We start from the raw sequence: 25,510 nt of genomic DNA on the forward strand, positions 1-25,510 counted from the left end.
TTCAAGATCCGCGCCCAGCGGAGCAACTCGGGGGGCGCGTGGGGTGATGAAACGTTACAAGCAAGTTTCGGTCCGGTCAACAACCTCGGCCGATTCGCAATCAGGCGTTGCGCGAGCGCAATTCCTCGCCCGCCGCCTCGAGATTGGCGAAGGTCATCTCTGAGTACTTCCGGGACAACAGAACGCCGTCGGCACCGCCGTCCAGCGCGGCCCGGACCGACTTGCGGACCTCGTCCGGCGTCGTCTGCCGGACGTGATCCGGGGTGGGGATGTTGATGTCGAGCCCTGGGTACACCGCCACCCGGGCGGCGGTGGCCGCGACCGTGCGCCGGGTCTCCCGCAGGACGTAGTCCGGCGAGAGCCCGACGCTCGGCAGGTCCTCGAACGCGATGGCCTCGTCGTAGCCGAGCGAGGTCCGGAACAGGTCGTACACGGTCTGCTCCGGCACGCCGCGGAAGAGACGGCCCGCGACGGTCCGGATGTAATGGTGCAGCCGGTAGCCGGCGCAATTGTTGTACAGCACCGGCTTGACGAAGTCCGAATAGGACGACATCTTCGCGAAGTCCAGCTGCGACCGGTACCAGGGTGAGAACGAGTTGTGGTGCCAGATGTGCCAGCCGACCCGGACCTCGGGGTTGAGGAACTTGACAGCCCCGTAGAGCCGGGCCTGGAACTCCTCGTACCCGCGGTGCCAGAGCGCGTCCCAGGCGACGATCTCCGGGCAGGTGCCCAGCAGCCGCAGGAAGCGGATGAAGGACGAGTCGCCGACCGGCACGTCCGGGGCCTCGTCGTTGAGCAGGCGGTCGAGCTCCAGGTACCCCTGGCGGGCCCGCCGCACGTCGATGCCCTCGCGCTCGCCGGCCTCGGTGCACCAACGGCAGAAACAGTACGGGTTGCCGTTGCGGGCGAACCCGCCGTCGCCGAGCGCGTTGTCCAGGGGGCCGTTGCGCTCCGACCCCCACATGATGCCATCCAGCTGATAGCTCTTAACCTGGTCCTCGACCAGCGAGAGCCACCAGTTCTGGTAGTCCGGGTTGCGCAGGCACGCGTACGCGTCGGCGCGGCCCCAGGCATCGACCTGGAGCACCTTCGGCCAGTTGGGCACGTGCCTGGTCAGGCCGGAGTGGGTGTTCTCCAGGACGAAGGAGTAGACGGCGATGCCACGTTCCCGCGCCGCCGGGATCACGTCGCCGAGCGCGTCGAACCCGACGACCTCGGCGTCCTGGGCCCGGTGCGGGCCGAGGAGGGTGCCGCCGTAGAACTCGGCGTGCTGCTCGACGAACGACCCGCCGACGTGGACGTCGTCCTTCTCCTCCGGGCCGTGCCCCGGCCACGGCCGGTACCACGTCTGGCGTCCGGCCAGCCCGCGGTCGAACGCCTGGGTCGCGACGAACACGGCGTTGACCGCCGCCTTCTCCACGACGGTGTCGAGGACCGTCTCGACGCCCTCGTCGGCGAACGAGATGGCGCCGACTTGAATCCCTACCAGTGGCGGCACGCTCACTGCCCACCCTCCCCCAGCGCCGGGGGAATCTCCACGCCCAGCTCGATCAGCTGGTCGGTGACCACCCGGATGGCGTTGAGCGCCTTCGGGAAGCCGCAGTACTGCACCACGTGGATGACCGTCTCGAGGATCTCGGTCGGCGTGCAGCCGACCCGGATCGCGCCCCGCGTGTGCCCGCGCAACTGCGGTTCGAGGCCGCCGATCGTCACCAGCGAGGCGAGCGACAGCAGCTCCCGCTGGGCGAGCGTCAGACCCGGGCGCGAGTAGATGTCGCCGAAGTTGAACTCGACGCCGAAGCGCGCCAGGTCCTGGGCGAGCCCGGTCTGCATCTCGACCAGGCCGTCGGCCTTGCCGGCGCCGTAGACCTCTTCGAACCAGTGCGCGCCCTTTTCGAACCGTTTCAAGCTGACCTCCCGGTCGTCAGATGGAGTGGCCGCCGTCGAGCGGCAGCACGACGCCGGTGACGTTGACCCCGGCCGGGCCGGCCAGGAACACGATCGCCGCGGCCAGGTGCTCGGGCTCGCCGAGCAGCCGGGTGGGGATCTGGTCGAGCAGGGCCTCGCGCCGCTCCGGCGTGTCCCGGTCCCGGCCCGGCGTCGCCTGGGCGCCCGGCGCGATCGCGTTGACCGTGACGCCCTGCTCGGCGACCTCGATGGCGAGCGCCTTGGTGAGCCCGACGACGCCGGCCTTCGCGGCCGCGTACGCGGTCGCCCCGCGCACCAGCCGGCCGCCCGACACCGCGGCGATCGAGGCGATGTTGACGATGCGCCCCGACCGCGCGGCGAGCATGGTCGGCAGCACCGCCCGGGTGACGTTGAAGACCTGGTCGAGGTTGCGTGCCATCTGCGTGCGCCAGGTCTCGGGGCTCATCTCGTGCAAGAAGCTCACCGCCCCGCCACCGGCGCAGTTGACCAGGATGTCGACGCCGCCGAGGCGGCTGACGAGCCCGGCGGTCGCCTCCTGGACCCCGGTGAAATCGGTGAGGTCCACGGCCGCGCCGGCCCACTCGCGACCCGCGGCCCGGACCCGCTCGCCGGTCGCGGCCAGGCCGCTCGCGTTGAGGTCGAGCCCGCCGACGTCCGCGCCCTCGCGCGCGAAGACCTCGCAGATGACCGCGCCCAGCGCGCCCGCGGCCCCCGTGACCATCGCGCGCCGGCCCTCTAGCTGTCCCAATTCGTCTCCTTCGGCCGGCCGGCTCACGCCGGGCGGTACTCGTCCCGCCAGCGGTGCACAGCGGTGAAGCCCAGTTCGTCGCGCGCCTTCCGGGTCGACATCAGCGACTCGAACTCGCCCAGGTCGGCGGCGACCGGGACGCCCGGGAACCACCGCGCGGCCAGTTCCGCCGACGGGATGTCGAGGCCGGTGTCGGGCGCCGCGACGTTGTAGACCGCGAGGCCCGGCTCGTCCCGGGCCAGGGCCAGCGACACGGCCAGCGCGCCGTCGCGGGCGTCGACGTAGGACCCGAGCAGGTCCCGGCGGTAGCCCGGGTCGGACGCCCGGGCGAACCCGCCGTACTCCCCGGGGCCGACGACGTTGGTGAACCGCAGCGCCGTCATGCACAGCTCCGGCTGCCATGTGGCGAGCTGCTCGGCCATCGTCTCCTCGAGGACCTTGCCCAGCCCGTAGGTGTTCCGGGCGGCCCGGTGCTCCTCGGTCACCGGCAGCGCGGGCGGTGCCTGGTCGAACGGGAAGCCCATCGCGGTGATGCTCGAGGCGAACACGATCCGGCGCAGGCCCGCGCGCAGCGCCGCGAAGTGCACGTTGAACGACGCGACCATGTTGTTGTGGAACGTCGTGGCGTCCGGCACCAGGCCGTTGACCGGGATGGCCGCCAGGTGGACCAGCGCGTCCAGCCCGGTGTGCCGGGCCGTGACGCCGAGCAGTGAGTCGAGCACCTGGCCGTAGTCGGTCAGGTCGACGCGGGTGAAGCCGAAACCGGCCTCGCCGCCGCGGTCGAAGCCGAGCACCTCGTGCCCCTCGTCGCGCAGCCGGGCGGTGGTGGCCCGCCCGAGCTTGCCGGAGCTACCCGTGACCGCGATCCTCATGCCGTCCCCTCCCGTGAGGCCTCGTCCCCGTAACGAGCTGGGAAATCACCGGGTAGTGGCCGGGCGGGCACGTCGTGACCGGCGGCCAGCCCCGGGTCGGTGTGCCGGTGCCCGCCGCGGCCGCCCTGGCTCTCCACGAAGAAGCCGCGGACGGTCTCGTAGACCTCGATGAAGTCGTGTTCGTCGGCCGGCAGCGTGAGCACGATGTCGCCGGACTGGACGTACCGCTCGGCCCCGTCGACGAGGATCTTCGCCCGCCCCTCGGCCACGAACCACAGCTCCGAGGTGTCGTGGAAGTGGCGGTCGAACCGGCCACCGTGCAGCGGCACGGCGAACCGCCCGGCGGAGCCGAACGAGGCGGCGGACGGACGGGTGGCGTCGTTGAGCCAGTCCGAGGGGGTGTAGATCGGCACGGGGTCCATCTTGTTTCGCCGGTTGAAACGTGTCAAGAACTGTTGTTACAGTTCGGTCCCCCAGCCGTTTCGATGAAAGGGCAACGCATGCCGGGCACGCCTTCCGCGCCGCGGATTGAACATCACCGCGAGCCCCGAGGCATCGGCGAGCCCGCTCCGCGCGTCTCGTGGACGACTACGGCGGAACCGCATTGGCGTCAGCACGCATACCAACTCGAGGTCACGCGGGGCGGTACCGTCGATGAGGTTCGCGTTGAAACGTCCCAACAGATCCTCGTCCCGTGGCCGTCCGCCCCGCTCGCGTCCCGGGAGCGGGCCACCGTGCGCGTCCGGGTCGCGGGCGCCGACGGTGTCTACGGCCCGTGGTCGGCGCCGACCGAACTCGAGGCCGGCCTGCTCGAGCCGGGCGACTGGGTGGCCGCGCCGGTGGGTGCGGCGTGGGACGAGGACCCGGACTCCGACGACCGGCGCCCCTCCCTGGTCCGACGCGAGTTCGAAGTGGGTGCCGGGCTGCGTTCGGCGCGCCTCTACGTGACGGCGCACGGCCTGTACGAGGTCGAGCTCAACGGCCGGCGCGTGGGCGACGACGCCATGTCGCCCGGCTGGACCGTCTACGGCAAGCACCTGCGCTACTACACGTACGACGTGACGCCGCTGCTGCGGACGGGCGGCAACGCCATCGGGTCGTGGCTCGGCGACGGCTGGTACCGCGGCCGCCTGGGCTGGCGCGGCGGGTTCCGCAACCTCTTCGGCTCGGACCTGTCCCTGCTCGCCCAGCTCGAACTGCGCTACGACGACGGCCGGACCGAGACGGTGGCCACGGACGCGTCCTGGCGGGCCGCGCCGAGCCCGATCATCCGGACCGGGAACTACGACGGCGAGGACTACGACGCCCGGGAGGAGCAGCCCGGATGGTCGTCGGCCGGCTTCGACGACGCAACGTGGACCCCGGTCGCGGTGCACCAGCAGGATCCGGCTGTACTGCGGGCGCCCAGCGGCCCACCGGTGCGGTGCACGGAGGAGGTCGCGCCGGTCGCCGTGCTCACCGCCCCGAGCGGCGCGCGCATCCTCGACTTCGGGCAGAACCTCGTCGGCCGGCCCCGGATCCGGGTGCAGGGCCCGGCGGGCACGACGGTACGCATCCGGACCGCCGAGGTGCTGCAGGAGGGGGAGCTGTACACCCGCCCGCTGCGCTCGGCCCGGTCCACGGACCACTACACGCTGGCCGGGCGCGGGGCCGAGGAGTGGGAGCCGCGGTTCACGTTCCACGGCTTCCGCTACGCCGAGGTGTCCGGCTGGCCGGGCGACCTGGACGCCGCCGTCGACGCGGGCGACATCGTGGCCCGGGTCTACCACACCGATCTGGAGCGCACCGGCTGGTTCGCCTGCTCCGATCCGATGCTGGAGCAACTGCACAGCAACGTCGTCTGGGGCATGCGGGGGAACTTTCTCGACATTCCCACCGACTGCCCGCAGCGCGACGAGCGCGTCGGCTGGACCGGCGACCTGCAGGTCTTCGCGCCGACGGCGGCGTTCCTCTACGACGTGTCCGGGATGCTGGGCGGCTGGCTGCAGGACGTGGCCCGCGAGCAGCTGCCCGACGGCACGATCCCGTGGTACGTGCCGGTGATCCCGTCGAAGTACATGTGGACGCCGATCCGGCCCGGCGCGGCCTGGGGCGACGTCGCGACACTCACGCCGCTGACGATGTTCGACCGCTCCGGGGACCTGGCCTTCGTCGAGCGGCAGTTCGACAGCGCCCGGCGCTGGGTCGACCTCATCGACCGCCTCGCCGGCCCGGACCACCTGTGGAACGAGGGGTTCCAGCTCGGCGATTGGCTCGATCCGGCCGCGCCGCCCGAGGACCCGGCCGACGCGACGACCGACCGCTACCTCGTGGCCACCGCATACTTCGCCGCCTCCGCCCGCGCCGCCGCCCGGATGGCCGAGCTGCTCGGCCGGGCCGACGACCGGGCGCACTACGCGGACCTGTTCGAGGCGGTCCGCAAGGCCTTCGCCGCCCAGTACGTCCGGCCGGACGGGCGGATGACCAGCGACGCCCAGACCGCCTACTCGCTCGCGCTGGCGTTCGACCTCATCCCGGATGCGGCCGAGCGCGCGGCGGCGGCCGCCCGGCTGGCGCAGCTCGTCGCCCAGGCCGGCAACCGCATCGCGACCGGGTTCGTCGGCACGCCGCTCGTCAGCGACGCGCTGTCGGCCAACGGGCATCTGGACACGGCCTACGACCTGCTGCTCGAGCGGGAGTGCCCGTCCTGGCTCTACGCCGTCACCCAGGGCGCGACCACGGTGTGGGAGCGCTGGGACGCCCTGCTCCCCGACGGCACGGTCAACCCCGGCCAGATGACGTCGTTCAACCACTACGCCCTCGGGGCCGTGGCGGACTGGATGCACCGGGTCGTCGCCGGCCTCGCCCCGGCCGCGCCGGGCTACCGCGAGATCCTGTTCCGGCCCCGCCCGGGCGGCGGGCTGACGTCGGCGTCCGCGCGCCACATCACGCCATATGGCGAGGCGGCCATCGCATGGCGCCTGACGGCCGAGGGCATCGAGGTCGACACGACGGTGCCGACCGGCACCACGGCGGTCCTCGACCTGGACGGGGTACCGCCGCAACGCCTCGGCCCCGGCCGGCACCGGGCGACGGCGCCGCACCCGGCCGGAGCGGCCCGATGATGCGCACCCCGGTCGTCGTGCGGGGCCTCGGCCTGGACGAGCGGGAGCGGCAGGAGCTGCGCGACGCCGCCGGCCCGGGGCTCGAGCTGCGCTTCCCGGCCGACGGCGAGCCCGTCGGCTTCGGCGACGTCGGCGCGGTCATCGGCCGGATCTACGACGCCGAGCTGGCCGCCGCGCCGGCGCTGCGCTGGGTCCACCTGTGGACGGCCGGGGCCGACCACGCCTTCACCCCCGGCCTGGCCGCCCGCCCCGACGTCACGTTGACCGCGTCGGTCGGCAACGGCGCGATCGGGCTGGCCGAGCACGCGGTCCTGCTGCTCCTGCTGCTCGACCGGGGCGGCTGGCACTGGGCGCGGGCGCAGCGGGAGCACCGCTGGGACCCGGCGATGCACGGCGAGCTGGCCGGCCGGACCCTCGGCCTGGTCGGGCTCGGCCACGCGGGCCGGCACCTCGCCGGGATCGCCCGGGGCCTGGGCCTGCGAATCCTTGCGACCCGCCGCACGCCCGTCGAGACGCCCGAGGTCGACGCGCTCTACCCGCCGGAGCGGATCGCGGAGATGCTCGCCGAGTGCGACGCCGTCGTCGTCACCGCGCCGCTCACGCCGCAGACCCGGGGCATGCTGGGCGAGGCCGAGTTCCGGGCGATGAAGCCGACCGCCTACTACGTGAACGTATCCCGCGGCGAGGTCGCCGACGAGTCGGCCCTCGAGCGGGCGCTGCTCGAGGGGTGGATCGCCGGCGCCGGTCTCGACGCCCACCACGTCGAGCCGCTCCCGGCCGGCAGCCCGTTGTGGGATCTGCCGAACGTCATCGTGACGCCGCACAACGGCTCGACGACCCGGCAGTCCCGGCGACGGTCGTTCGACACGGCCGCCGAGAACCTGCGCCGCTTCGCCGCGGGCGCGCCGCTGGCCGCGGTGGTGGACCGCGAAGCGGGCTATTGAACCGGTTCGCCGCGGGCGCGCGTCTGAACGCGCCGGTGAACCCGCCGATCACTCGGCGGCAGAACGCTCAGGTGAGGCGGCCCCGGTCCGATTGGTGCGGTTGAAGTGCGCCGTCCGGGGGGAGCAGCAGCTGTGAGTATCGGGTCCGCATTCCGCAACGTGTCCGTCGCGTGGAAACTCCGCATCGTCGCGATCGTGGTGTGTGCGTTGCTGGCCGCTGTCGGCCTGATCGGGCTGTTCTACCTCGGTGGCAGCCAGGACCGCCTCAACGCGCTGTACCACCGCAACCTGCAGTCCGTGCAGATCCTCGACGACGTCGCGGCGGACTATCTGCAGGTCCGCTTCCAGGTCCGCGGCCTGGCCCTGGCCCAGGGCGACGCCGAGGGCGCGGCCGCCGAGCAGAAGGTCACCGACGCGGTCGCCGGGCTCAACCAGAGCTGGCAGGCGTACGCGGCCAAGGACACCGACGCGGCCGCCAAGGCGGACCGCGCCGCGTTCGAGGCCGCCTGGTCGGAGTACCAGAAGGTGCTCAACGGCAAGTCGATCCCGGCGGCGCGGGCGAGCAACTACGCGGAGTACAACCGGATCAGCCGCGAGGAGGTCGACCCGATCGCGCAGCGCCTGTCCACGGCGATCGGCAGCCTGGTCGAGCGGCAGAACGCCGTGGCGCAGGCCGCGCTGGACGAGTCCAAGCGCGACTACGGCACCGCCCGGCTGCTGCTGCTCGCGCTGACCCTGGTCGCCATCGTCGTCACGTTCGGCATGGTGACGATGGTGGTCCGGGCCGTGTCCCGCCCGCTGCGCGAGACCGTCGCCGTGCTCACCGGGCTCGCGCAGGGCCGGCTCGACCAGCGTCTGGCGGTCAACAGCCAGGACGAGGTCGGCCGGATGGGTACCGCGCTCAACAGCGCCCTGGACCGGCTCTCCGAGACGGTCCGCACGGTCATCGACTCCACGCACCAGCTCGCCAACGCCTCCAACCAGATCAGCGGCGCGTCGCAGAGCCTGTCGCAGGCCGCGACCGAGCAGGCGGCCAGCGTCGAGGAGACCACCGCGAGCATGGAGCAGATGACCGCCAGCATCAGCCAGAACAGCGAGAACGCCACCACCACCGAGGGCATCGCCACCCAGGCCGCGACCGAGGCCGACCAGGGCGGCGACGCGGTGCAGCGCACCGTCGACGCGATGAAGCAGATCACCAGCAAGATCAGCATCATCGACGACATCGCGTTCCAGACCAACATGCTGGCGCTCAACGCCACGATCGAGGCGGCGCGGGCCGGCGAGCACGGCAAGGGCTTCGCGGTGGTGGCCACCGAGGTCGGCAAGCTCGCCGAGCGCAGCCAGATCGCCGCGCAGGAGATCAGCCAGCTCGCGGCCGGCAGCGTGCAGACCGCCGAGCGGGCCGGCAGCCTGCTCAGCGAGATCATCCCGAGCATCACCCGGACGTCCGACCTGGTGCAGGAGATCGCGGCGGCCAGCAGCGAGCAGGCCACCGGCGTGCGCCAGATCAACATCGCGATGACCCAGATCGGCAAGGTCACCGAGCAGACCGCGTCGTCCAGCGAGGAGCTGGCCGCCACCGCCGAGCAGATGGCGGCACAGACTCACCAGCTGCAGGACATGATGACGTTCTTCGTCACCGACCCGGGCCGGGCGGGGCGGGCCCCGGCGCTGCCCGCCTCCTACGAGCGCGGCGCGCACTACACCGGCGGCGGCAACGGCCGGGCTCAGCGCCCGGCGCCCGCGCTGGTCCCGGCCGGGGCGAGCCGCTCGGCCGAGGACGTGTCCACCATCGACGAGAGCAAGTTCGACCGGTTCTGAGCGCGCCGGTCGCGCGCGATGTACTGCGAGACCAGCGCGTCGATGTCGAGGATCAACGCGATGCTGCCGTTGCCGAGGATCGTCGACCCGCCGACGCACCGCACATCCTGGAAGAGTTTGCCGAGCGGCTTGATGACCGTCTGCGACTGGCCGAGGAGCTGGTCGACGACGAGCCCGGCGCGCTGCCCGGCGTGCTCGATGACGACGACGCTCTGCCGGCGCGGCGGCTGCCCGCCGAGGCCGAACACCTCGCGCAGCCGCACGAACGGCAGCGCCTGCTCGCGCAGGTCCATGAACTGCCGGCCGCGGGCCCCGGCCGGCAGTTCCACGCACTCGACGACCCGGTCCAGCGGGACGATGAAGTGCGTGTCGCCGGCGCAGACCAGGAACCCGTCGATGATCGCGAGGGTCAGCGGCAGCCGGATCTGCATCACCGTGCCGGCGCCGGGGGTGGTCTGCACGTCGATGCTGCCGCGCAGCGCGGTGACGGCGCCGCGGACGACGTCCATGCCGACGCCGCGGCCGGAGAGGTTGGACACGGTCTCGGCGGTGGAGAAGCCCGGCTCGAAGATGAGGGCGTAGACCTCCTGGTCGCTCAGCGTGTCGCCGCGCGCGACCAGGCCCCGCTCCACGGCCTTGGCGAGGATGCGCTCCCGGTCCAGCCCGCGGCCGTCGTCGGAGATCTCGATGACGATGCTGCCGGCGTCGTGCAACGCGTTGAGCGCCAGCCGGCCCCGGGGCGGCTTGCCGAGCCGCTCGCGCTCCGCGCGGGTCTCGATGCCGTGGTCGAGGGCGTTGCGCACCAGGTGCGTCAGCGGGTCGCCGATGCGCTCCACGAGCGCCTTGTCCATCTCCGCGTCACCGCCGGTGATGACCAGGTCGACGTCCTTGCCGAGCTCGACGCACACGTCGCGGACCACCCGCTCGAAGCGGCGCAGCGTGGTGCCGATCGGCACCATCCGCAGCGACAGGGCGGTGTGGCGGACCTCCTCGACCAGCCGCAGTACGTGCGCCTGCTCCTCGGAGTGCCCATCGACCAGCGCGACCCCGGACTGCGCGATCACCAGCTCCCCGACGAGGTCGATGAGCTTGTCCAGCCGGGAGGCGAACACCCGGATCGTCTGGGTGTCCTGCACCCGGCCCTCGGCGGTCTTGCGCTGCTTGCTCAGCGCCGCCTCGACGACCGGCCGCTGGACGATCTGCTCCTCGACCAGGATCTCGCCGAGCGGGCGGCCCGCCGACTCCCCCGCGTGCTGCTTGGCCAGCGCCGCGGCCAGCTCCCGGTCGGTGACGACGCCGCCGCGGCGCAGCAGGTCGCCGAGCCGGTCCTCCTCCTCCAGCGCCGCGATGACCTCGGCGGCCTCGTCGGAGGGCAGGATGCGGATCGTGCTGTCGTCGCGGACGAACTCGAAGACGCTCTCGATGTCGGCCTTCGACGCGTCGCTCGTGAACTCCAGGTCGAAGCCGAGGTAGCACACCTCGGGGTCGGCCTCGTCGGCCCGTGGCAGGGCGTCGGTGCGGGTCACCAGGCGGGTGACGGTGCCCATCCTGGCGAGGTACCGCACGAACGACAGCGGGTCCATCCCGTTGCGCAGGCAGTCCGGCCCGAACTGGATGCTCAGCAGCCAGGTGCGCGGCCCGGACGGCGGGGCCGGGGCCGGATGCGGCGGCGACACGGCGCCGGCCTGGAACGGCGCCAGCCCGGCGAGCAGCCGCGCGCTCACCTCCTGCTCGGCCGCGGTCGGCTCCTGCCGGCCTTCGGCGACCCCGTCGACCAGGGCGGTGATGTGGTCCGCGCAGGGCAGCAGCGCGCTCACCAGCCCGGCGCTGACCTGCAGCCGGCCCTCGCGCAGCTCGTCGAGGACCGACTCGAGCACGTGCGTGAAGGACACCAGGTGGTTCAGCCCGAACAGCCCCGCGGAGCCCTTCAGCGTGTGCATCGCGCGGAACAGTGCCCGGACCGCCTCCGGCCCGTCGGGCGCGGACTCGAGCTCCAGCAGCCCCTCCTCGAAGTCCTGCACCAGCTCGCGGGCCTCGGTGAGGAACGTGTCCAGGGCGTCGCGGAAATCGTCGTCGTTCATGCCGCCGCCTCCAGGTCCGGGGTCAGCCACGCCAGGGCCAGCACATCGCGTACGGCCGGGCTGTGCTCGGTCAGCCGCAGCCGCAGGTCCCGCCGCCGCGCCTCGTGCCGGGCCATCAGCAGCACCTGCAGCCCGGCGGTGTCCAGCTCGATCACGCCCGACAGCCCGATCTCCAGGTCCGGGCCGCCGGTGAGGAAGCGCAGCAGCCGCTCGTGGTGCTCGGCCGCCGAGATGATGGTCAGCTCGCCCTCGATCTCCAGCCGGGCCGGCACCGGGCCGGTCACGGAGCAATCAGCTTCGACACGGCGGCGAGCATCTGCGCCGGCTGGAACGGCTTGGTGACCCACGCCTTCGCCCCGGCCGCCTGCGCCTGCCGCTTCTTCTCCTCCTGCGACTCGGTGGTCAGCATGATGATCGGCGTGAACCGGTGGTCGGGCTGCTTGCGTACCTCGCTGACGAGGGTGATGCCGTCCATGTTGGGCATGTTGACGTCCGAGATGATCAGGTGGACCCGCTTGCCGACGAGCTTGCGCAGCGCGTCCTGGCCGTCGACGGCATCGATGACCTCGTAGCCGGCGCCCTTCAGCGCGATCGTGACGACCTGTCGCACCGAGGCCGAGTCGTCGACGATCAGAACGGTCTTGGACATGTGTGCCGCCTTCCTAGAAGAACGTGATCTCCGAGGTGGGTGCCTCCGTCGCCGCACCGGATCGGTGCGCCTGCAGCTCCCCCTGCATGGTGTACGTGCGCTCGAGCTCGGACAGGAGTGTGTGCGCCTGCGGCCCGGCGTCCGGGGCCTCGGCAACGTGGTGGGGCAGACGCTTGATGTTGTCCTCCAGGTGCTGCAGCACCTGACCGACCCGGTCCTGGAACTGCAGGTTCACGATCGCGTCGGAGATCGACGAGCGGATCTCGACCGCCGCCCGCTCCAGCCGCTGCGAGGACTCCCGCGACCGGTTGACGACCTCCTGCAGGTCGTCGATGACCTCCTGGACGTCGTCGTTGGCCCGGGCCACCGCGACGCTCTCCCGCTCCGCGTCGCCCTCCGCACCGGCCAGGACCCCCGCGATGGCCGAGCCGATGCCGCCGACCTTCTCGGCCATTTGCTCCGACGTCTGCAGCGACCGATCGGCCAGCCGCCGGACCTCCAGCGCCACGACGCCGAAGCCGGCGCCGGCCGCGCCGACCCGGGCCGCCTCGATCGAGGCGTTGAGGGCCAGCAGGTTCGTCTGGGCGGCGATCTGGGCCACGTCGGCGGTCATCTGCTTGAGCTCGTCGTTGAACCCGGCGAGCCCGGCCAGATCGTGCACGGCCTGGCGCTTGGCCCGCATCGCGTTGTCGAGGGTGTGCACGACGTTGCCGAGGCGCTCCCGGCCGCGGTCGAAGGACCCCGCGCCGCCGCCGTGCGGGCCGAGCGCGTCGGCCGAGGAGGCCAGGACCGCGTCGACGTTGTCGACGATCTGGCTGAACTGCTGGGTGACGGCGCCGATCCCGGACTCCATCTGCGCCCGCGACGACTCGATCTGGGCCGACCAGACCGGCGCCACCGCCTCGGCGAACTCGCCGACGCCGCGGCGGAACGCGTCCGGAGCCGTGCCGGGCGCCGGCGGCGGTGCCGGGCGGCGACGGCCGGCCGCGAAGCCGATCCCGAGGCCCACCAGCAGGGCCACGATGACGTACAAGACCTCAGCCATGGTTACGGATCACCTCTGCAATCGCGGGAAGCGGCACCTCGCGCTCGACGGCGCCGATCGCCACGGCCTCCTTCGGCATGCCGTGCACGACACAGGTCGCCTCGTCCTGGGCGACGGTCGCGGCGCCGGCGCGGCGCATCTCCAGCAGGCCGCGGGCGCCGTCGTCGCCCATACCGGTCATGATCACGCCCAGCGCGTCCGGGCCCGCCGCCTTGGCCACCGAGCGGAACAGCACGTCGACGGACGGGCGGTGCCGGTTGACCGGCGGGCCGTCGAAGACCCGCACCCGGTAGCCGGCCAGCGGGTCGCTCAGCAGCTCCAGGTGCCGGCCGCCGGGCGCGACGAGCACCAGGCCGTCGCGGACCCGGTCGCCGTCGGCCGCCTCGCGTACCTCGACCGCGCACAGCGCGTTCATCCGCTCGGCGAACGCGGCGGTGAACTTCTCCGGCATGTGCTGCACGACGACGACGGCCGGCGGGCGGGCCGGCAGCGCGGTGAGGACGCGTTCGAGCGCCTGGGTGCCGCCGGTGGACGTGCCGATCGCCACGATCCGCCGCTCCGCCCGGCGAGGCGCGCGGGCCGGGTCCGCCGGGCGGGCCGCCGGACGCTGCGGGCGCCGCGCCGTGCCCGCCGCCGCGGCGCGCACGGCGGGCACGATGTGGCCGCTGTCGTCCTCGAGGTACCGCTTCAGACCGCTCGCCGGCTTGGCGACGGCGGCGACCGCGCCCGCGGCGAGCGCCTCCAGCCCGGCCCGGGCGCCGGGGCCGGCGAGCGAGGAGCACACCACGATCGGCGTCGGCCGGGTCGACATCACCTGCTTGACGAACGCCAGGCCGTCCATGCCCGGCATCTCGATGTCCGTCACGATCACGTCCGGCCAGCTGCGCCGCATCAGCGTCATGGCGCGCAGCGGGTCGGAGGCCGCGCCGATGACCTCGATGCCCGGCGCCGCGCCGAGCACGGCCGACAGCACCTGGCGCACGACGGCCGAGTCGTCCACGATGAGCGTGCGGATGCTCACGACGCCACGTCCAGCTCGAAGCGCTCGTTGCGGCGCACCCATACGTCGCCGGTGGCCAGGTCGAAGCGCAGGAACCGCGCCCCGCCGCCGCCGACGTCCCCCGTCGGGGCCGCGAAGCCGTGCCGGTCCAGCAGCGTCAGCCCGGCCGCCACGTTGGCGCCGGCGACCCGGCCCTCGGTCAGCTGCGCGCCGCCGCCGAAGATTTTCGTCCGGTACTGCGCGGGCCTCGTCCCGGTCCGCGCCAGCTCGCGCAGGAACAGCTCGAACGCCCCGTCGGCGTAGCGGCCGTCGCCCGGCGTGTCCGGGCCGCGGCGGCGGCTGGGCAGCATGAAGTGGCACATGCCGCCGATGCGCCGCCGTGGGTGCCACAGGCAGACGGCCACGCACGAGCCCAGCAGCGTCGAGATGCGGGTTCCGGCGTGCGCGAAGTGGAACCCGCCCGGGTACAGGAACACGTCGTCAGTCACGGGTGCCCGCCGGGAGCCGGTAGATCGACGGGCGGACCATCCGCAGCCGCGACGGGATGCCGTTGAGCGTCTCGGACAGGCTCACGACGAGGTGACCTTCGGGGTACAGCATCTTCTGCAGCCGCGCGACCAGCGCCACCTTCGTCGGCTGGTCGAAGTAGATCATGACGTTGCGCAGCATGATGACGTCGAACAGGCCCAGGTCGCTCAGGTCGTCGAGCAGGTTGGCGTGCCGGAACGCGACCCGCTCCCGCAGCGTCGAGCCGGCCGCCATCAGCCCGGCGTACTCGTCGCGGCCCTTGAGCCAGTACCGTCGCAGCAGTTCCAGCGGGATCCGCCCGGCCGATTCCAGCGGGTAGAGCCCGCGGCGCGCCCCGGTCACGATCCGGGTCGAGATGTCGGTGCCGAGGATCTCCCAGCCGCCGGACGGGGGCCGCTCCAGCAGGACCATCGCGGCCGTGTACGCCTCCTCGCCGCTGGAGCTGGCCGCGCTCCACAGCCGGAACATGCGCCCCGGCCGGTGCGCGGGCACGATCTCGTCGCGCAGGTAGTCGAAGTGCTGCGGCTCGCGGAAGAACGACGTCTCGTTGGTGGTGAGCAGGTCGATCGCCTGCCGCAGCTCGCGGCCGTCGGGGGCGTGCAGCAGCCGGACGTACTCGTCGTAGCCGCCGACCCCCAGCTGCCGCAGCCGCCTGCTGAGCCGCCCCATGACGAGCGTCTCCTTGCCCGGCTGGAGCCGGATGCCGGTACGCTGCTGCAGGAGCGCGCTGATCGCGGCGAAGTCGGCGCCGGTGATCTCCGGTGGCGCCTCCAGCGACCCGGTCACGGGCCGTCGTCCGGCGCCTCGCGGCCGGCCCGGGACAGCGCGGCGAACTCGGCCGGCGACAGGACCCGCTCCAGGTCGAGCACGATGATGAAGTCGTTCTCGCGGCGGGCCATGCCGCTGATGAACTCGGGCTGGATGCCGGTGCCGAACGTCGGCGGCGGCTCGACGTCGCCGGGGCCGAACCCGACGACCTTGTTCACCATGTCGACGAGGATCCCGACGTCCTGGCCCTCGGTGCCGCCGGCGTCGCCGCTGCGCACGATGATGATGCTGGTGCGCCGGGCCACGGCCGTGGCACCCTGGCCGAACCGGATGCCCAGGTCGACGACGGGCACCGCCCGCCCGCGCAGGTTGATCACCCCGCGCACGAAGTCGGGCGCCATCGGCACCGCGGTCAGCGTCCGATACTCGATGATCTCGATGACGTGGAAGATGTCCAGCGCGTACGCCTCGCCGTGCAGCGTGAACGTCAGGTATCGCCCGGCCTCGAGACCGCCGGCGTGCTCCGCGTCCTCTGCGGCGGTATGGGTGACACTCACCGGCCTGCCCGTCCTGTGCGAAACGATCTCGTCCTTCCGGCTGATCGGCGCGCCGGGGCCGGTCTGTAGCGTTTCCGGCACCGCGAAGCGTCGCGGCGGCGCATCGGCCGAGGACGTGTTGCGTCAGCCGTGCTCGTCGACGTCGAGCGGCTGGTCCTCGGCGCTCGCGCGGGTGAGCCGGTGAGCGAGCGCTCGGATGTGATCCTTGAGTTCGGGTGGGTCGAGTACCTGGAAGTCGATGCCCTTGAGCGCCACGTAGAGGGCGATTCTGTCGAGTGAGTCGCCGCCCGCGTAGAAGAGGCAGCTGCCGGCGTCGTGCGGTTCGAGACGGCCGGCGGTCGGTGACGTGTGTTCGGCGACGGCGTCGAGTGGTGCGTGGAACAGGATGGTCGCCCGGTACCGGTACGGGGCAGCGGTGAGAGCGTTGGAGACGTAGGTGTGCACTCCCTCGGCGGGTTCGGGCCGGGGTGTGAAGCGCGGGCCGGGTTGCGGGGCGCGGTCGATGCGGTCGACGCGGAAGGTGCGCCAGTCGTCGCGGTCGAGGTCGAAGGCGAGCAGGTACCAGCGCCGGCCGGTGTGGACAAGGCGGTACGGCTCGGCGCGGCGAGTCTGTTGCTGGTAGCCGAAGCGGATGCCTTCGCGGGCGCGGCATGCGGCTGCCAGCGCGGTGAGCAGATCAGGGTCCACGGTGGGGCCTGGGCCGGTCAGCGGCAGGATGGCCGACTGCATCGCGCCGACGCGGTGGCGCAGCCGGGAAGGCAGGACCTGTTCGAGCTTGGCGAGGGCGCGCAACGAGGTCTCCTCGATCCCGGTGACCGTGCCGGTGGCGGCGGCGCGCAGGCCGACGGCCACGGCGACGGCCTCGTCGTCGTCGAGCAGCAGGGGCGGCAGCGCGGCGCCGACCTCGCCGAAACCGCTCCGCACACCCTCCGCAAAGGCCCTCGCGGCGGCGGACGCGACCGGGACGAGATCGTCACCCACGTCGGGGACAACGATCGGGCATACGCCCGCAAGATCGGCATCCGGCACCGGCCGTTCGCGGCCCAGGACCGGACCGCCCTGGCCGCGCTGCGGGCCGCGGTCCTCGATGCACTGGGCAACCCGGCCGGCGGTGGGCCGCTCACCGGCGGCGGCTGGCCACCGGCTTATGCCGCCCGCCGGTTCGCCTGGCATGTCCTCGATCATGTCTGGGAGATCCAGGACAGGTCCTGACCGGCACGTGGAGATCACGCGAATGGCGGTAGGCGTTGAGGACAGAAGCTGTCCGCAGTGTTCGTCAGGCTGGCTCCATGACAGCGATCACCGAGTTCCGTATCGACATTCCCCAGATCGACCTTGACGATCTGCGCGAGCGTCTCACCCGCACGCGGTGGGGCGGGCAACTGCCGGGCCCGGCGTGGGAGCGCGGCGTGCCGGTCGGCTATCTGCGGGAACTGGCCGAGCACTGGGCCACGAAGTACGACTGGCGCACGCACGAGGCCGAGCTCAACGCCCACCCGCAGTACGTCACCGACATCGACGGGCAGCGGCTGCACTTCGTCCATGTGAAAGCCGCCGAACCCGGCGCGCTGCCGCTGCTGCTGGCACACGGATGGCCGGGCTCGATCGTGGAGTTCCTCGACGTCATCGGCCCGCTGACCGACCCACGGGCCCACGGTGGCGATCCGGCCGACGCGTTCGATGTGGTGATCCCGTCGCTGCCCGGATTCGGGTTTTCCGGACCGCTGTCCGGGCCGGGCTGGGACAGCCGGCGGATCGCGACCGCGTTCGCCGAGCTGATGCACCGCCTCGGCTACGAGCGGTACGGCGCGCAGGGTGGCGACTTCGGCGCGTTCGTGGCGCCGGACCTCGGCCGGGTCGATCCGCGGCACGTGGTCGGCGTGCACGTCAACGCCGCCACGATGGGCTTCATCCCGTTCGGCGAGATCAGCGAGGCCGAGCTGGCCGCGCTCACCGACGCGGAACGGGTGCGCGTGGCGCGGATGCAGACGTTCCTGGGCGAGGGCAACGGATACTTCCAGATCCAGGCAACCCGTCCGCAGACCCTCGCACACGCGCTGCACGACTCGCCGGTCGGGCAATTGGCCTGGATCGTCGAGAAGTTCAAGGAATGGACCCACGGCAACCTGCCCGAGGAGTCGGTCGGCCGGGACCGGATGCTCACCAACGTCATGCTGTACTGGCTGACCGGCACGGCCGGCTCCGCCGCGAACCTCTACTACGAAAGCATGCACACCAAGAGCTGGCCCACCCCCGGCGAGGTACCCACCGGCGTCGCCGTGTTCGCCGAAGACATCGCCATCCGCCGATACGCCGAGCGCGGCAACACCATCGTGCACTGGTCGGAGTTCGACCGGGGCGGGCACTTCGCCGCCATGGAGGCACCCGATCTGCTCGTGCGGGACGTGCGCACCTTCTTCCGCCGCTTCCGCTGACCCGCAGGTGCGTGCGGACGCGCCCAACAACGCGCCCGCACGCGCCTGCGGTCTGACGTTTGCCCCGGCCGCCGCGGGAAACAGCAGTGCCGATGGGCGACATCAAGGTAGGCACGGCATCGTGGACCGACCGGACACTGCTGGAGTCGGGCTGGTACCCGCCGTCGGCCACGACCGCGCAGGAGCGGCTGGCCTACTACGCGCGGCAGTTCCCTCTGGTCGAGGTCGACGCGACGTACTACGCCCCGCCGAACGCGGAGACCACCCGCCTCTGGGCCGCACGGACCCCGCCCGGCTTCACGTTCAACATCAAGGCCTTCAGCCTGCTGACCGGCCACCCGACGAAGGTGAGCGCGCTCCCCCGCGAGGTGCGCCCCGACACGGACAAGCCGAACGTGTACCCGCGGGACCTGCCACCCGCCGTCGTCGACGAGGTCTGGGCGCGCTTCCTGTCCGCCCTCGACCCGCTGACCGGCAAGATCGGCTCGGTGCTGTTCCAGTTCCCGCCGTGGTTCACGATTCGCCGAGACAACAAGCAAACCCTGCTCGAGGCGGCCGCCCGCTGCAAGCCCCTGCGCGCCGCCGTCGAGTTCCGCCACGCGTCGTGGTTCGACGGCGACAACGAGCGCGAGACGCTCGACTTCCTGCGCGCGCACGACCTGCCGTACGTGGTGGTCGACATGCCTCAGGGCCACCGCTCGTCGATCCCCCCGGTCGTCGAGGCCACCTCCGAGCTGGCGGTCGTGCGCTTCCACGGGCACAGCGAGCGCTGGACGAGCAAGGACATCCACGAGAAGTTCGGCTACCTGTACTCAGACGCGGAGCTGTCGGCGTGGGCCCCGCGCCTGCAGACCCTGGCCGCGAGCACCGCCGAGACCCATGTGTTGATGAACAACTGCTATCGGGACTTCGCCCAACGCAACGCCGGCGTGCTTTCGACCCTGCTGAGCAGCTGAAACGCCGCCGCATCCCGCTCCGTCACGTTCCACCGACTGACCAGTCGGCCCCCGGACCCTGCCGGCCTTGGCCGTCCATGGGCAGCTTCACGTTGACGGACGTGCCACAGCCGGCCGGGCTGGTCAGCGTCAATGTGCCGCCGAGCGCCTCCACGCGGTCGCGCAGGCCGGCCAGGCCGGAGCCCTGGTTCGGGTCCGCGCCGCCGGCGCCGTCGTCGTGGATGGTCACGCTGAAGATCTCGCCGGCCGCCGACTCGTCCGGCGCCTGCTCGTCGGCGACGACGCCGATCTCCACGGAGACCTCCGAGGCGTCGGCGTGCTTGGCCGAGTTGGCGATCGCCTCCGAAATCACATGGTAGGCGGCGACCTCGACGTAGCCGGGCAGGCGATGGTTCAGCCTGCCGCGCACCGCCACCGGGACCGCGCTGCGGCGGGCGAGCGCCTTGACCGCGGGGACCAGTCCGCCCTGGGAGAGCAGCGCCGGATGGATACCGCGGACGATCCGCTGAAGGTCGTCGAAGGCGGCGGACAGCCCCGCGGAGGTGTCCGACAACCGGGACCGCACCTCGCCGAGCTCCTCGGGGATCATCGCCTCGGCGAAGCGCAGCTCCAGCCCGAGCGAAATGAGCCGCTGCTGCACACTGTCGTGCAGCTCGCGTTCGATGCCGCGGCGAGCATCGTCCGCGGCGAAGACGAGCCGGGCCCGCGACGCCGTGAGCTCCGCCCGGCTCTCGGTGTTGGCGATCGCGGTCGCGACGAGCTCGGTGAACTTCGCAAGCTCATGCTCGATGCCGAGCGGCGGCCGGCCGGCCTGGCGCCACAGGGCAACCAGGACGCCCCAGACCCGGCCCTCGACGACGATCGGCGCGCCGACCGAAGCGTGCATGCCCCCCGCCAGGGCGAGATCGGCCAGCGGGCCGCTGCGGCCCTCATACGAGTCCAAGCGGGCCGGACGGGAGCCGTGCAGCACCAGCTCCGTCACGCCACCGACGAAGTCAACCTGTTTGCCCAGCATCGACTCGGATGCCGGCTCTCTGTTGTACTCGGCGACGCCGGTCACCGTCCTGGGACCATCCCAGCGCCAGACCCGCGTGGCGTCCGCGTTGAACAGGTCGGCCGCCTCGGTGGCGACCGCTGTGACGATCTCGGCGAAGGCGACGCCGTTGGCCACCAGCACTGCCACCCGGCGCAACGCCGCCTGCTGGGTGAGCAGCGCCTCCCGCCCGGCCCGGTTCGCCTGCAGGGATCGGCCGGCCCGCAGCACGGTCGCCAGCCCCGGCACCACCCCGTCCTGCAGACGCCGCAGGACACGGTCCGGGACATCTGCGGGGACGACGAGCGCGCCCGGGTCCAATGGCAGCTGGATCTGGCCCTCGCGCCGCGGCACCGGGTCAGGCTCGATCGCCGCATACGGCAAGTTCATGGCGTACGCGATCCGGTCGGAGGCTTCCGGAAGTACAGCGCGCACATCGTCGGCGCCGAGGATGAGCCGGGTCATCTCGGCGACCGCGTCGGCCTCCCGTTTTCGTTCGATGGACTCGACCGCCCGCACGCGGGCCAGCTGCGCCAGCGAACCGGAGACCATGGCGACCATGAGGTACACCGAAAGCCCGAGCCAGTCCCGCCAGTCCTCGGTCTCGAGGCGCCCGACCGGCGGGGTGTGGAAGTAGTCGAACGCGAGCGCGCTGAGGATCGACGTCGCCACACCCGGCCACAGGCCCCACACCGTGGAGACGACGAGGACACCGGGCAGGTACACGATGGCCAGGGCTTCTATCGGAGCGACCTGCCGCAGCGGGAAGACCAGCAGGGTCTCCACGACGGTGAACCCGGCGCCGACTGCGATCCCCACGGCGGCTGACGGCCGGCTGACCCGCACCAGCCATGACGTAAGGCGTCCGTGCATCAATCGGCCCTCTTGTCGAAGACGTCGGTTCCGGCGTGGCTGGGCAGGCGGAGCCGGTCGAGGAGGCAACCAGTCGATGCTAGGGCGGCGGGCATCGAACGCCGGACTCGTTGCGGTCCGGGTGCCGCGGATCACCCCTCGATTCACCTTGGGCGCGGCGCATCACCGCCCTTCCGCCCTTGCCCCGGCCGGAGCTGACCGGCGCGGTATGAAGGATGGGCGGCCATCGCAGGCGCTGAGAAGCGGGTGAAGAGGATGGGTGAGCAGGTACGGGCGATGCTCACGGGCCTGCTGCACATCCGCCCGATGCGAGGCACCCACCGGGTCGCGCTGCGGGCCGGTGTCAGCATCCTGGTCCCCCTGCTCACCGTGGTGGCGCTGGGCCACCCGAGCTGGACGGCCTACGCCGCCTTCGGGGCGTTCACCTCGCTGTACGGGCGCAACCACGTGCACCTGTCCCGCGCCGCGATGCAGGCAAGCGCCGCGGCGGCGCTGACGGTGTCGGTCGTCCTCGGCGTGCTCGTCGGCTCGCTGGAGTCGCGGGCGTGGGTCGCGGTGCCGGTCGCCGCGCTCGTCGCGGCACTGGGCGCCGTGCTCGCCGCCGCGCAGGACTGGCACCCGCCGGGGCCGCTCTTCCTGGTCTTCGCGTTCGGTGCGGTCGCCTCGGCCCCGCACCAGGTGCCGGAGGTCGCGGTCGCCGCCGCCGTGGCCGGGGCCAGCAGCTTGTTCGCGCTGGTGGTCGGGAACGTGGGCAGCCTCGTCCGGCGGCAGCGGAGCCGGCCGGCCCGGCTGGCGCACGTGTGGACGTGGGAGCCGGTGCGCTACGCCCTCGCCGTGGTGCTGGCGGGCGGCCTGGCGACCGGGATCGGGATCGGCCACCCGTACTGGGCGATGGTGGCGGCGGTCGCTCCGCTCAGCGCCCCCGGCCACACTGCCCAACTGGTCCGCGCCGCGCACCGGATCCTCGGCACGCTGCTCGGGCTGCTGCCCAGCGCGGCGCTGCTCGCGATGCACCTCCCGCCGTACGAGACCGTGCTGGTCGTGGCGGCGCTGCAGATCGTCACGGAGCTGCTGGTCGGGCGGCACTACGGGCTGGCGCTGCTGTTCATCACCCCGATGGCGCTGCTGATGGGGCAGCTCACGGTGGCCCGCCCGGCCGGGCAGCTCCTCTTCGACCGGGGGGTCGAGACGGTGATCGGCGGCCTCATCGGCGGCGCGATCGTCCTGTGCCAACCGTGGCTGCGGCGCCACCGCACCTGAGGCACCGCCTGAACCCGGCCCGGTCCGCTCACGCGGGGCCGCCACCGGCACGCCACCATGCGGACGTCCTGGCAGGGCTGGCGGTGATCACCTATCGTCGCCGGCATGGCAGCCGAGTTTCACCACGACGGGTACATCTTCGTCCTCGACGGACGGGTCATGGACGTCTTCCACCAGGGCACGCCGGACGCGATGCGGTTCCACGTCGCCTTCATGGGCGTCGACGTCAAGCCGAAAGGGGACGGCTACAAGGTGCGGGTCGGCGCAGTGGTCCGCGGCCAGGTCTACGGCGGCGTGTCGCTCACCATGGATGCCGCGACGTTCGAGCGGTTCCGGGCGTTCGTCGCCCTCGCCACGGCCGCCCGCGACGCCGCGGCCAACCCGGGGCCCGCCTGATCTCGGCCCGGGCCAGGACTGCGGGCCGACGCCTACCGTCGCGACGGCCGGCCGAAGTCGACCCGCACCACCTCGAAGCACTTGAATCGCTGCGCCTCCGCCAACATCGTGTAGATGCGCCGGTCGGCCTCGGTCAGTTCGACATCATCGGTGAACAGGGTGAGCAGCGCCCGCGGCCACAGGCGGTAGTTCGCGATCATGTTGATCTCGGCGCAGAGCATCAGCACGAGCGCCTGCAGATATATCCAGGCGAAAGCGGCGAGTACGAGTCCGAATGCGCCGTAGAGCGCGCTCGCGTGGCTGAGCCGGGAGGCGACGAATCGAGCGCCTACGGTCTGCAACGCCATCCAGAAAGTCGCGGCGATCAACCCGCCGGCGATGACCTGGCGTACACGCAGCTTCCGGGCGGTCAGCAACTGCAACGCCGCGGTGAACAGGCCGGCATTGATCGCGAACGTCAACAGGTAGCCAAAAACCTGCAGTCCGGCGCCGGACCGGCCGGTGAGCTCATGAATGAAGGCCACAAACGTCGCCGCCGCCGCCGACAGCAGCACCGCGGTGCCGAGCGTCAGCAACAGGCCAAGGCTGCGCAGCCTGGACCTGACCGAACTGGGCTGTTCGTAGCGCGGGACGCCGTAGATGTGATTGAAGCCGGCCTGCGCGGCCTGCATCGCCCCCAACCCGCCGTACAGTGCACCGAGAATGCTGAGTGCCAGACGCGTGCCGCTGCCGCGCAGCCCGCTGACGTTGCGCTCCAACTCCGGCCCGATGGCCGGCAGGTCCCCCACCGCCGTGTGCACCAGTTGCTGCCGCAGGTCAGGGTTGGCCTCCAGGACGAAGCCCAGCACGGTGAGGAACAGCAGTGTCAGCGGGAACAGCGAGATGAAGCCGTAGTAGGTCACCATCGCGGCAAGATAGGGACCACGGTCGTCGACGAACTTGTAGATCACCGCCAGCGGGAATCCCAGCCAGGCGTGCCGACGCTGGAAACGATCCAACCACGCGACCACGACGGGCACCTACCCCACCACCCCCGTGTCACGCTCGGCTGCCCGCTCGTCCCCGCTGCGTCAGGAGCCCATCGGGTCAACGCCTCCGTGAGGCATCCAGGGCGGAGGCCGTCCCTGAAGATGGCCGCCCAGAAGGATTGTCCGCGCTCTGCGGGGGTATGCCCGGTGCCATCCTTCCCGGGTGGCGTCCCGCATCCGGCGTTGCGGACGCTGACCCGGGCTACGCGCGGCGTGACCCGTTGAACGGCGCCCGCCAGGTGGAGGGGGTGCCGAGCATGGCTGCGCTGCTGATCATCGCGCTCGATGTGTTCGTGATCTGGGCACTGGCCGTTCACGGCTGGAAGGTCCCGGCCTGATGGTCCGCCACGGCCGGGCACCGTCAGGGCGCCTGTCCCACCGGCTGCTGACGGTGGGCGCTGCGGCCTGGTCGCTTGTCGGTGTGGCGCTGCTGCTCGTCGGGGCGATCTTCCTCCTGGTCGTCCTGCGGTCCATCGTGATCTCGCTGCTGGTCGCCCTGTTCCTGGCCACCGGGTTCCTGCCGATCGTCGACGGCCTCGCGCGGCGTCGCGTGCCCCGCAGTGCCGGCGCCGCGGCGGCGCTCCTGCTCGTGATCGCGGTGGGCGCCGGAGCAATCGTGCTCGTGGTATGGGGCGTAGCGAGCCAGGGGGAACAGATCAATGAGAGCCTGAACGCAGCCGTCGGCGAACTGCACCGCATCCTCACCTCGGCAGGAGCCAACGGCAACATCGCCGAGGCCGGCCGGCAATCCGTACGCCAGGTGGGGAACAACCTCCTGGCCGGCCTGCTACCGGCACTGGGCAACCTGCTCGGCGCCAGCGTCAACATTTTGCTCGGCGTGTTCGTGGCATTGTTCGTCTGCTTCTTCCTGCTCATGAACGGTCACGCCATCACCGCCAGGGTCGCCGCACGGCTCCCGCTGCCCGAAGACCTGGGTCAGCGCCTGCTCGGCCGGGCCGCCACCGTCGTACGGCGCTACTACGGCGGGCTGACCCTGGTCGGGGCGATCAATGCCGCCGCGGTCGCGATCGGCGCGCTGGCACTGCGTGTACCGCTGGTGGGCGCGATCGCGGTGATCATGTTCCTCGGAACGTACGTGCCCTACCTCGGCGCCGCGATCGCCTCGATGTTCGCCGTGCTGATCGCGCTCGGCAGCGGCGGGCAGTCGGCCGCACTGTGGATGATCGTGGTCGTCGTGCTCGCCAACGTCGTGCTCCAGAATCTCGTCAACCCGGTCGTCTTCGGCGCCACGCTGCGCATGAGTCCACCGGCGATCCTGCTCGCCACGCTGGTGGGCGGCGTACTGGCCGGCGTCGCCGGGCTGGCCCTGGCCACGCCGGTGACCGCAATTGTCGTACGCAGCATCGAAATCCTGAGGGAGCCGCATCCGGCGCCGGACACGGACAACCTGCCTCCGCCCGCACGACCAGCGTCCGGCGGCCACCCGGACCGACCGGGCCCGGAGCAGGAAAGGCCCTGA

At 72.0% G+C, this 25,510-nt stretch carries 24 protein-coding genes; 8 read left to right on the forward strand and 16 right to left on the reverse strand.

The window, feature by feature from the left end; all coding sequences use genetic code 11:
* Positions 1-100: 100 nt before the first annotated feature.
* From AC6JBM_RS23265 to AC6JBM_RS23285, 5 genes are read right to left on the reverse strand one after another with little or no spacing between them, the layout of a single operon-like run.
* Entirely contained in the window at positions 101-1,504 is a 1,404-nt protein-coding gene (locus AC6JBM_RS23265; protein ID WP_497985683.1) for a hypothetical protein, read from the reverse strand.
* Positions 1,501-1,908 carry a carboxymuconolactone decarboxylase family protein gene (locus AC6JBM_RS23270; RefSeq protein WP_433088691.1) on the reverse strand — a complete coding sequence of 136 codons (408 nt, stop codon included), beginning with the start codon at positions 1,906-1,908 and terminating at the stop codon, positions 1,501-1,503. The genes AC6JBM_RS23265 and AC6JBM_RS23270 overlap by 4 nt, the downstream gene beginning before the upstream one ends.
* A gap of 16 nt (positions 1,909-1,924) precedes the next feature.
* Positions 1,925-2,677, reverse strand: coding sequence for an SDR family NAD(P)-dependent oxidoreductase (locus AC6JBM_RS23275; RefSeq protein WP_350610478.1), 753 nt, complete (start codon positions 2,675-2,677; stop codon positions 1,925-1,927).
* Positions 2,678-2,700: 23 nt separating this feature from the next.
* Positions 2,701-3,549 carry an NAD-dependent epimerase/dehydratase family protein gene (locus AC6JBM_RS23280; protein ID WP_497985684.1) on the reverse strand — a complete coding sequence of 283 codons (849 nt, stop codon included), beginning with the start codon at positions 3,547-3,549 and terminating at the stop codon, positions 2,701-2,703.
* Positions 3,546-3,962 carry an AraC family ligand binding domain-containing protein gene (locus tag AC6JBM_RS23285; protein ID WP_497985685.1) on the reverse strand — a complete coding sequence of 139 codons (417 nt, stop codon included), beginning with the start codon at positions 3,960-3,962 and terminating at the stop codon, positions 3,546-3,548. The genes AC6JBM_RS23280 and AC6JBM_RS23285 overlap by 4 nt, the downstream gene beginning before the upstream one ends.
* 87 nt (positions 3,963-4,049) lie before the next feature.
* On the opposite strand from AC6JBM_RS23285, the gene AC6JBM_RS23290 reads away from it, so the two are divergent.
* The 3 genes from AC6JBM_RS23290 to AC6JBM_RS23300 all read left to right on the forward strand — a co-directional run bounded on the left by AC6JBM_RS23290 (position 4,050) and on the right by AC6JBM_RS23300 (position 9,421).
* The gene (locus AC6JBM_RS23290) at positions 4,050-6,653 is read left to right on the forward strand and encodes a family 78 glycoside hydrolase catalytic domain (protein WP_497985686.1); all 2,604 of its coding nucleotides are present in this window, start codon (positions 4,050-4,052) and stop codon (positions 6,651-6,653) included.
* Positions 6,650-7,597: a D-2-hydroxyacid dehydrogenase gene (locus tag AC6JBM_RS23295; RefSeq protein ID WP_497985687.1), complete on the forward strand. Its 948-nt coding sequence runs from the start codon at positions 6,650-6,652 to the stop codon at positions 7,595-7,597. Before AC6JBM_RS23290 ends, AC6JBM_RS23295 begins: the two co-directional genes overlap by 4 nt.
* Positions 7,598-7,729: 132 nt before the next feature.
* Positions 7,730-9,421, forward strand: a complete 1,692-nt coding sequence (locus AC6JBM_RS23300) for a methyl-accepting chemotaxis protein (protein WP_497985688.1) — start codon at positions 7,730-7,732, stop codon at positions 9,419-9,421.
* On the opposite strand, the gene AC6JBM_RS23305 is transcribed toward AC6JBM_RS23300, so the two are convergent.
* The 9 genes from AC6JBM_RS23305 to AC6JBM_RS23345 form a co-directional block, all read right to left on the reverse strand.
* The gene (locus AC6JBM_RS23305; protein ID WP_497985689.1) at positions 9,328-11,502 is read right to left on the reverse strand and encodes a chemotaxis protein CheA; all 2,175 of its coding nucleotides are present in this window, start codon (positions 11,500-11,502) and stop codon (positions 9,328-9,330) included. The genes AC6JBM_RS23300 and AC6JBM_RS23305 overlap by 94 nt on opposite strands.
* Positions 11,499-11,786, reverse strand: coding sequence for an STAS domain-containing protein (locus tag AC6JBM_RS23310; RefSeq protein ID WP_350610471.1), 288 nt, complete (start codon positions 11,784-11,786; stop codon positions 11,499-11,501). The genes AC6JBM_RS23305 and AC6JBM_RS23310 overlap by 4 nt, the downstream gene beginning before the upstream one ends.
* A complete protein-coding gene (locus AC6JBM_RS23315; RefSeq protein ID WP_350610470.1) occupies positions 11,783-12,151 on the reverse strand; it encodes a response regulator in 369 nt (122 codons plus the stop codon). Before AC6JBM_RS23315 ends, AC6JBM_RS23310 begins: the two co-directional genes overlap by 4 nt.
* Positions 12,152-12,164: 13 nt before the next feature.
* On the reverse strand, positions 12,165-13,196 hold the full coding sequence (locus AC6JBM_RS23320) for a methyl-accepting chemotaxis protein (RefSeq protein WP_497985690.1): 1,032 nt from the start codon (positions 13,194-13,196) through the stop codon (positions 12,165-12,167).
* On the reverse strand, positions 13,189-14,217 hold the full coding sequence (locus AC6JBM_RS23325; protein ID WP_497985691.1) for a protein-glutamate methylesterase/protein-glutamine glutaminase: 1,029 nt from the start codon (positions 14,215-14,217) through the stop codon (positions 13,189-13,191). The genes AC6JBM_RS23320 and AC6JBM_RS23325 overlap by 8 nt, the downstream gene beginning before the upstream one ends.
* A complete protein-coding gene (locus AC6JBM_RS23330; protein WP_497985692.1) occupies positions 14,214-14,684 on the reverse strand; it encodes a chemotaxis protein CheD in 471 nt (156 codons plus the stop codon). The genes AC6JBM_RS23325 and AC6JBM_RS23330 overlap by 4 nt, the downstream gene beginning before the upstream one ends.
* A complete protein-coding gene (locus AC6JBM_RS23335; protein WP_497985693.1) occupies positions 14,677-15,510 on the reverse strand; it encodes a CheR family methyltransferase in 834 nt (277 codons plus the stop codon). The genes AC6JBM_RS23330 and AC6JBM_RS23335 overlap by 8 nt, the downstream gene beginning before the upstream one ends.
* The gene (locus tag AC6JBM_RS23340) at positions 15,507-16,049 is read right to left on the reverse strand and encodes a chemotaxis protein CheW (protein WP_497985694.1); all 543 of its coding nucleotides are present in this window, start codon (positions 16,047-16,049) and stop codon (positions 15,507-15,509) included. Before AC6JBM_RS23340 ends, AC6JBM_RS23335 begins: the two co-directional genes overlap by 4 nt.
* Positions 16,050-16,172: 123 nt before the next feature.
* On the reverse strand, positions 16,173-17,234 hold the full coding sequence (locus tag AC6JBM_RS23345) for a helix-turn-helix transcriptional regulator (protein WP_497985695.1): 1,062 nt from the start codon (positions 17,232-17,234) through the stop codon (positions 16,173-16,175).
* Between the two features lie 104 nt (positions 17,235-17,338).
* Between AC6JBM_RS23345 and AC6JBM_RS23350 the strand changes: the two genes are divergently transcribed.
* Positions 17,339-18,484 (forward strand): epoxide hydrolase family protein, encoded by a 1,146-nt coding sequence (locus AC6JBM_RS23350; protein ID WP_497985696.1) that lies wholly within the window; start codon positions 17,339-17,341, stop codon positions 18,482-18,484.
* A gap of 92 nt (positions 18,485-18,576) precedes the next feature.
* On the forward strand, positions 18,577-19,440 hold the full coding sequence (locus AC6JBM_RS23355; RefSeq protein ID WP_497985697.1) for a DUF72 domain-containing protein: 864 nt from the start codon (positions 18,577-18,579) through the stop codon (positions 19,438-19,440).
* Between the two features lie 22 nt (positions 19,441-19,462).
* Here the strand turns inward: AC6JBM_RS23355 and AC6JBM_RS23360 are convergent, their stop codons facing one another.
* Positions 19,463-21,292: a sensor histidine kinase gene (locus AC6JBM_RS23360; protein WP_497985698.1), complete on the reverse strand. Its 1,830-nt coding sequence runs from the start codon at positions 21,290-21,292 to the stop codon at positions 19,463-19,465.
* A gap of 309 nt (positions 21,293-21,601) precedes the next feature.
* On the opposite strand from AC6JBM_RS23360, the gene AC6JBM_RS23365 reads away from it, so the two are divergent.
* Both AC6JBM_RS23365 and AC6JBM_RS23370 read left to right on the forward strand, forming a co-directional pair.
* Positions 21,602-22,606, forward strand: a complete 1,005-nt coding sequence (locus AC6JBM_RS23365; RefSeq protein WP_497985699.1) for an FUSC family protein — start codon at positions 21,602-21,604, stop codon at positions 22,604-22,606.
* A 105-nt stretch (positions 22,607-22,711) separates the two neighbouring features.
* A complete protein-coding gene (locus tag AC6JBM_RS23370) occupies positions 22,712-23,002 on the forward strand; it encodes a hypothetical protein (RefSeq protein WP_497985700.1) in 291 nt (96 codons plus the stop codon).
* A 32-nt stretch (positions 23,003-23,034) separates the two neighbouring features.
* On the opposite strand, the gene AC6JBM_RS23375 is transcribed toward AC6JBM_RS23370, so the two are convergent.
* The gene (locus AC6JBM_RS23375) at positions 23,035-24,021 is read right to left on the reverse strand and encodes a YihY/virulence factor BrkB family protein (protein ID WP_497985701.1); all 987 of its coding nucleotides are present in this window, start codon (positions 24,019-24,021) and stop codon (positions 23,035-23,037) included.
* A 430-nt stretch (positions 24,022-24,451) separates the two neighbouring features.
* On the opposite strand from AC6JBM_RS23375, the gene AC6JBM_RS23380 reads away from it, so the two are divergent.
* Positions 24,452-25,510 (forward strand): AI-2E family transporter, encoded by a 1,059-nt coding sequence (locus AC6JBM_RS23380; protein ID WP_497985702.1) that lies wholly within the window; start codon positions 24,452-24,454, stop codon positions 25,508-25,510.

This window comes from Dactylosporangium thailandense, from assembly GCF_059739745.1.